The 5479-nt window shown below is 74.5% G+C and carries 5 protein-coding genes and 1 pseudogene; 3 read left to right on the top strand and 3 right to left on the bottom strand.

Annotated features, from left to right (window positions below):
* A pseudogene (locus tag RIN80_RS03185) lies at window positions 1-118 on the top strand (hypothetical protein); the annotation flags it as partial.
* Window positions 119-265: 147 nt separating this feature from the next.
* Complete coding sequence (locus RIN80_RS03190) at window positions 266-1117, top strand: fumarylacetoacetate hydrolase family protein (protein WP_309093915.1); 852 nt, start codon at window positions 266-268, stop codon at window positions 1115-1117.
* A gap of 105 nt (window positions 1118-1222) precedes the next feature.
* On the opposite strand, the gene RIN80_RS03195 is transcribed toward RIN80_RS03190, so the two are convergent.
* The 3 genes from RIN80_RS03195 to RIN80_RS03205 all read right to left on the bottom strand — a co-directional run bounded on the left by RIN80_RS03195 (window position 1223) and on the right by RIN80_RS03205 (window position 3769).
* Window positions 1223-2089, bottom strand: coding sequence for an LLM class F420-dependent oxidoreductase (locus RIN80_RS03195; protein ID WP_309093916.1), 867 nt, complete (start codon window positions 2087-2089; stop codon window positions 1223-1225).
* An 88-nt stretch (window positions 2090-2177) separates the two neighbouring features.
* Window positions 2178-2705: a heme-degrading domain-containing protein gene (locus tag RIN80_RS03200; RefSeq protein ID WP_309093917.1), complete on the bottom strand. Its 528-nt coding sequence runs from the start codon at window positions 2703-2705 to the stop codon at window positions 2178-2180.
* Window positions 2702-3769, bottom strand: a complete 1068-nt coding sequence (locus RIN80_RS03205; protein ID WP_309093918.1) for a Gfo/Idh/MocA family oxidoreductase — start codon at window positions 3767-3769, stop codon at window positions 2702-2704. The genes RIN80_RS03200 and RIN80_RS03205 overlap by 4 nt, the downstream gene beginning before the upstream one ends.
* Window positions 3770-3864: 95 nt before the next feature.
* On the opposite strand from RIN80_RS03205, the gene RIN80_RS03210 reads away from it, so the two are divergent.
* Complete coding sequence (locus tag RIN80_RS03210) at window positions 3865-5310, top strand: ROK family transcriptional regulator (RefSeq protein WP_309093976.1); 1446 nt, start codon at window positions 3865-3867, stop codon at window positions 5308-5310.
* Window positions 5311-5479: the final 169 nt, after the last annotated feature.

The following is a 5479-nucleotide window of genomic DNA, read 5'->3' on the forward strand; positions in this document are numbered from 1 at the left end:
GCCGTTCCTGTCGTTCTTCACGCTCGTCACCGTGGCCGTGGTGCCGCTGGCCGCCGCCCTGTACGTGGTGACCAGTACGACGTGGAGCGTCGTCGAGCGGGCCGTGCTGTACCGGTAGCCGGGCCCGCGAGGTGACGGTCCAGTACGTGAACGGGGTATTGCGGAGCGAACACCGGGCTTGGAGGATCGACCAGTCCTCCGATGGCTGCCCCGCCGCACCCGGGTCGCGTATCGGGCGGGCGCCCGCGATCGAGGGAGACTGATCATGAAGCTGCTGCGAGTCGGTACGGCGGGGGCGGAGCGGCCCGCGCTGCTCGACGCCGAGGGGACCCTGCGGGACCTGTCGGGCGTGGTCGCTGACATCGACGGCGCGCTGCTCGCCGACGAGGAGGCGCTCGCCCGCGTCCGGGCCGCCGCCGGCGAACTGCCCGTGCTGGACGCCACCGGGCTGCGGATCGGACCGCCGCTGGCGCGGATCGGCAAGATCGTCTGCATCGGGCTGAACTACCACGACCACGCCCGCGAGACGGGCGCCGAGCCGCCCGCCGAGCCCGTGGTCTTCATGAAGGCGCCCGACACGGTCGTCGGGCCGAACGACACCGTCCTCGTGCCGCGCGGCTCCCTCAAGACCGACTGGGAGGTCGAGCTGGCCGTCGTCATCGGCCGTACGGCCCGGTACCTGGAGTCGGCGCGGGAGGCGCTGGCGCATGTCGCCGGGTACGCCGTGGCGCACGACGTGTCCGAGCGGGAGTTCCAGATCGAGCGGGGCGGCACCTGGGACAAGGGGAAGAACTGCGAGACGTTCAACCCGCTCGGGCCCTGGCTGGTGACGGCGGACGAGGTGCCCGACCCACAGGACCTCTCCCTGAAGCTGTGGGTCAACGGGGAGCTGAAGCAGGACGGGACGACGGCCGAGCAGATCTTCTCCGTGGGGGAGGTCGTGCGGTACCTCAGCCGGTTCATGACGCTGTACCCGGGCGATGTGATCAACACCGGCACGCCGGCGGGGGTGGCGCTCGGGGCGCCCGAGCCCAAGCCGTTCCTGCGGGCCGGGGACGTCGTGGAGCTGGAGATCGAGGGGCTGGGGCGGCAGCGGCAGGAGTTCAAGGACGCGTAGCGCTCCGCTGGGGAGAGCCGGGGAACTGCGGTCGTGGGTCGGCCGCGGGTTGTGTGTGGCTTGTCGCGCGGTTCCCCGCGCCCCTGACGGGCCCCCGCGCACACGTCAGCCCAGCAGGGCCGCCAGGTCGCGCCAGGTCTTGCGCGGGAGGGCGTCGCGTGCGCCCTCCCCGATCACCTGCAGGGCCACGTGGTCCGCGCCCGCCTCGAAGAAGCTGTCGATCTTCGCGCGGATCGCCTCGTCGTCGCCCCAGGCGAACAGGGCGTCCACCAGACGGTCGCTGCCGCCGCCCGTCAGGTCCTCCTCGGTGAAGCCGTGGCGGAGGAAGTTGTTGGTGTAGTTCTGCAGCGGGAGGTAGGTCTCCAGGAACCCGCGGGCCAGAGCGCGGGCCCGGGCCGGGTCGGTCTCGGGGACGACGCCCAGCTCCGGGGCGAGCAGCGGCCCCTGGCCGAGGATCTCCCGGGCGTGCGCGGTGTGTTCGGGTGTGACCAGGTACGGGATCGAGCCCGCCGCCCGGTCGCGGGCCAGCCGCAGCGACTTCGGGCCGAGGGCGGCCAGCAGGCGCCGGTCGGCCGGCACTCCGGCGGCGTCCAGGCCGTCCAGGTGGGTGACCAGGGACGAGTAGGGGCGGGCGTACTGCTCCACCCGCTTGGCGTGGCTCACTCCGAGGCCCAGCAGGAAGCGCCCGGGGTGGGCCGCCTCCAGCTCGGCGAACGCCGTGCCGGCCGCGTCCGGCTCGTGCTGCCAGATGCTCTGGATGCTGGTGCCGACGGTGAGGCCGGAGGTCGCCTCGATCAGCGGGGCGGCGTGGGCGGCGGAGCTGTTGCCGCCCAGCCAGACGGCGCCGTAGCCGAGTTCCTCCAGCTCGGCGGCGGCCTCGGCCAGCTCACCGCGGCGGTCCGGGTCCTCCGAGCGCAGTCCCACGCTCCAGATCCCGTACCTGCCGACAGCTTCCTTCACGGGAGTGCTCATCTGTTCGGTTTCCTCCGGTGGGCGCCCTGCCTGATCACGTGTACGCAGGTGCCAACCGGAGGGAACCGGTGATGATTCCGGCCGGGGCTCAGCGGCCGAGGAACCGCTCCAGGGCCTCCACCACGAGCCGGTGGTCCTGCAGCTGCGGCAGGCCCGACACCGTCACCGCGCCGATCACGCCCACGCCCTCCACGGTGATCGGGAAGGAGCCGCCGTGCGCCGCGTACGTGTCGGGGTCCAGGCGCGAGGACTCCTCGAACGTGCTGCCCTTGGCGCGGAAGCGGGCGCCGACCAGGTAGGAGGCCGAGCCGTAGCGCTCGACGACCCGGCGCTTGCGGGCGATCCAGGCGTCGTTGTCGGGGGTCGAGCCGGGCAGCGCCGCGTGGAAGAGCTGCTGGCCGGCCCGGTGGATGTCGATGGCGACCGGCGCCTGCCGCTCGCGGGCCAGCTCCACCAGCAGCGAGCCGAGCTCCCAGGCGTCGTCGTGGGTGAACCGGCGGAACACCAGGCGGCGTTCCTCCTTCTCCAGTTCCTCAAGGCTCGGGGTGAGTTCCGGATGGAACTTCGGGGTGAGCTCCTGGTCGTGCGAGGAACCGTTCGAACTCTTGGGCGTCACAGCGTCACCACCGTCTTCTCGCGGGCCGAACGACGGGCCGCCTCCAGTACGTCCAGGGCGGCGGCCGCCTCCAGCGCGGTCACCGGGTTCGGGGCGCCCGCCAGCAGGGCCTGCGCCACGGCCGCATAGTAGGCGGGGTAGTCGCCCGGGAGGGTCGGTTCGGGGCGGCCGCCGCCGGTCACCGGGGACTCGCCGGAGCCCACGCGTCCCCACAGCGACTCGGGCTCCGCGCCCCAGTCCGGGCCGGGGCGGAGTCCCTCGCGCAGCGCCGCCTCCTGCGGATCCAGGCCGTACTTGACGTAACCCGCCCGCGAGCCCAGGACGCGGAAGCGGGGGCCGAGCTGGGCGGTCGTGGCGGAGACGTAGAGGTGGGAGCGGACGCCGCCGGTGTGCGTGATCGCGATGAACGTGTCGTCGTCGGTCTCGGCGCCCGGGCGGCGGACGTCCGTCTCCGCGTACACGGCGGCCGCAGGACCGAAGAGGACCAGGGCCTGGTCGACGACGTGGCTGCCGAGGTCGTAGAGCAGGCCTCCGATCTCTGCCGGGTCGCCGGACTCGCGCCAGCCGCCCTTCGGCTTCGGCCGCCAGCGCTCGAAGCGGGACTCGAACCGCCACACGTCGCCCAGCTCGCCCTCGGCCAGCAGCTTGCGCAGGGTCAGGAAGTCGTTGTCCCAGCGGCGGTTCTGGAAGACGGAGAGGAGCAGGCCGCGCTCCTCGGCGAGGGCGGCGAGCGCGCGGGCCTCGGCGGCCGTGCCCGCGACGGGCTTGTCGACCACGACCGGGAGGCCGGCCTTCAGGGCGGTGGTCGCGAGCGGCACGTGCGTCTTGTTCGGGGACGCCACGACGATCAGGTCCAGTTCGGCGGCCCGGTCGAACAGCTCGTCCGGCGAGGCGGCCAGGCGTACGTCCGGGAACTCGGCGCGGGCCTGCTGCTGCCGCTCGGGGTTCGAGGTGACCACCGTGTCGAGGACGAGGCCCTCGGTGGCGGCGATCAGCGGGGCGTGGAAGACGGAGCCGGCGAGGCCGTAGCCGACGAGGCCGACGCGGAGGGGTGTGCCAGTCATGCCGTCCACTTTCGCAACGCTGTTGCCAAAGTGCAAGCGCCGGGGACAATGAGGGCGTGAACAGGGCGAACGACGGTACGGCCGGAGCGGCCGGCATGCGCGGGGCGAGGGCAGGGGCCAGGGCAGCGGCCGGGACCGCGGCGGGGGCCGGGGTGAATCTGCTCGCCCTGCGCAGCCACAACACCGCGCTGGTGCTGGACCTGCTGCGGGCGGCCGGGGCCGAGGGCATCAGCCGGCTGGAGCTGGCGGAGCGGACCGGACTCACCCCGCAGGCCGTCAGCAAGATCACGGCACGGCTGCGGGAGGACGGGCTCGCGGCGGAGGCGGGGCGGCGGGCGTCGACCGGGGGCAAACCGCGCACGGTACTGCGCCTGGTGCCGGAGGCCGGGCACGCGGTCGGCGTCCACCTGGACCGGGACGAGCTGCGGGTCGTGCTGGTGGACCTGCGGGGCGCCGTGGTGGGGGAACGGCGGAGCGCGCTGGACCTGGGGGCGGGGGCGGAGGCCGTGCTGGGAGCCGTCACGGAGGCGGTGGCGGGAGTCCTGACGGGTGGGCGGTCGGCGGGGCCGCCTGACGGGACGCCGGTGGGCGGGCTTGACGGGGTGTGGGCGGGCAGTGTCGGTGGTGTGCCGCCGGGCCAGGATCACAGGGCGGAACCGGGCGGCGGCGATGGAGGGGCATCAGGCGAGGGTGAGGGTGTGGCACCGGACGGGCATGGCGGGGCGCTGCCGGGCGGGCCGGACGTGGCGTTCCCGAGGAGGCCGGATGTGCCCCTGCCGCGTGGCGCCGAGGGGGCGGCGCCGGGTGACGCCGACGTCGACGTGGCGTCGCCGAGCAGGTCGGCCGGGACGCCGCCGGGTGTGGTGCGGGGCAGGGGCGATGGGGCGCTGTTGGGGGTCGGGGTCGTGTTGCCCGGGCCGCTCGATCATGCCCGGGGGGTGCTGCACCGGGTGACGGGGTTCCCCGAGTGGGACGGTTTTCCCCTCCGGGAGGCCCTGGCCGGGCGGCTCGGGGTGCCGGTCGTGGTCGACAAGGACACCAACGCCGCGGCGCTGGGCCTGGCCGTCGGGGGTGAGGGCGGCTCCTTCGCCTATCTGCACCTGGGCACGGGGCTGGGGGCCGGGCTGGTGATCGGCGGCAGCGTGCACCGCGGCGCCAGGACCGGGGCGGGGGAGTTCGGCCACCAGGTGATCCAGCTGGACGGCCCGCCCTGCGGCTGCGGCAACCGCGGCTGTGTGGAGGCCCTGTGCCTCGGTGCGGTGGCGCGCGGCGACATCGAGGAGGCGGCACGCGTCCTGGGCGCCGGCGCGGCGAACCTGGTCGGCCTGCTCGACATCGACGTCGTCCTGCTGGGCGGCCGCACGGTGACCTCGGCGCCGGAGCCGTTCCTCCGCGGGGTCGGCGCGGTGCTGGAGGAACGGGCCCGCCGAACGGGTCAGGACGCGGTGCCGGTACGGCTCGCGCCGGGGGGCGGGCGAGCCGTGGCGGCGGGGGCGGCGCAGTTGGTGCTGGGGCCGGTGTTCGGGCGGGGTGACGGGTGAGGAGCCGGGCTCAGGCCTGTCGGTCGACCGGGGGCGCCGACCGCTTCGGTTTCCGTGTGATCGGCGCGGTCATCCCCGGCGGCACGACTGATCTGCGGGGGTGAGCCGTGGCGGTGGTGGTGGGCCGCTGGTGCTGGGGCCGGTGTTCGGGTGAGGAGCGGGGGGCGGG

The organism is Streptomyces sp. (genome assembly GCF_031181705.1).
GTDB lineage: Bacteria > Actinomycetota > Actinomycetes > Streptomycetales > Streptomycetaceae > Streptomyces.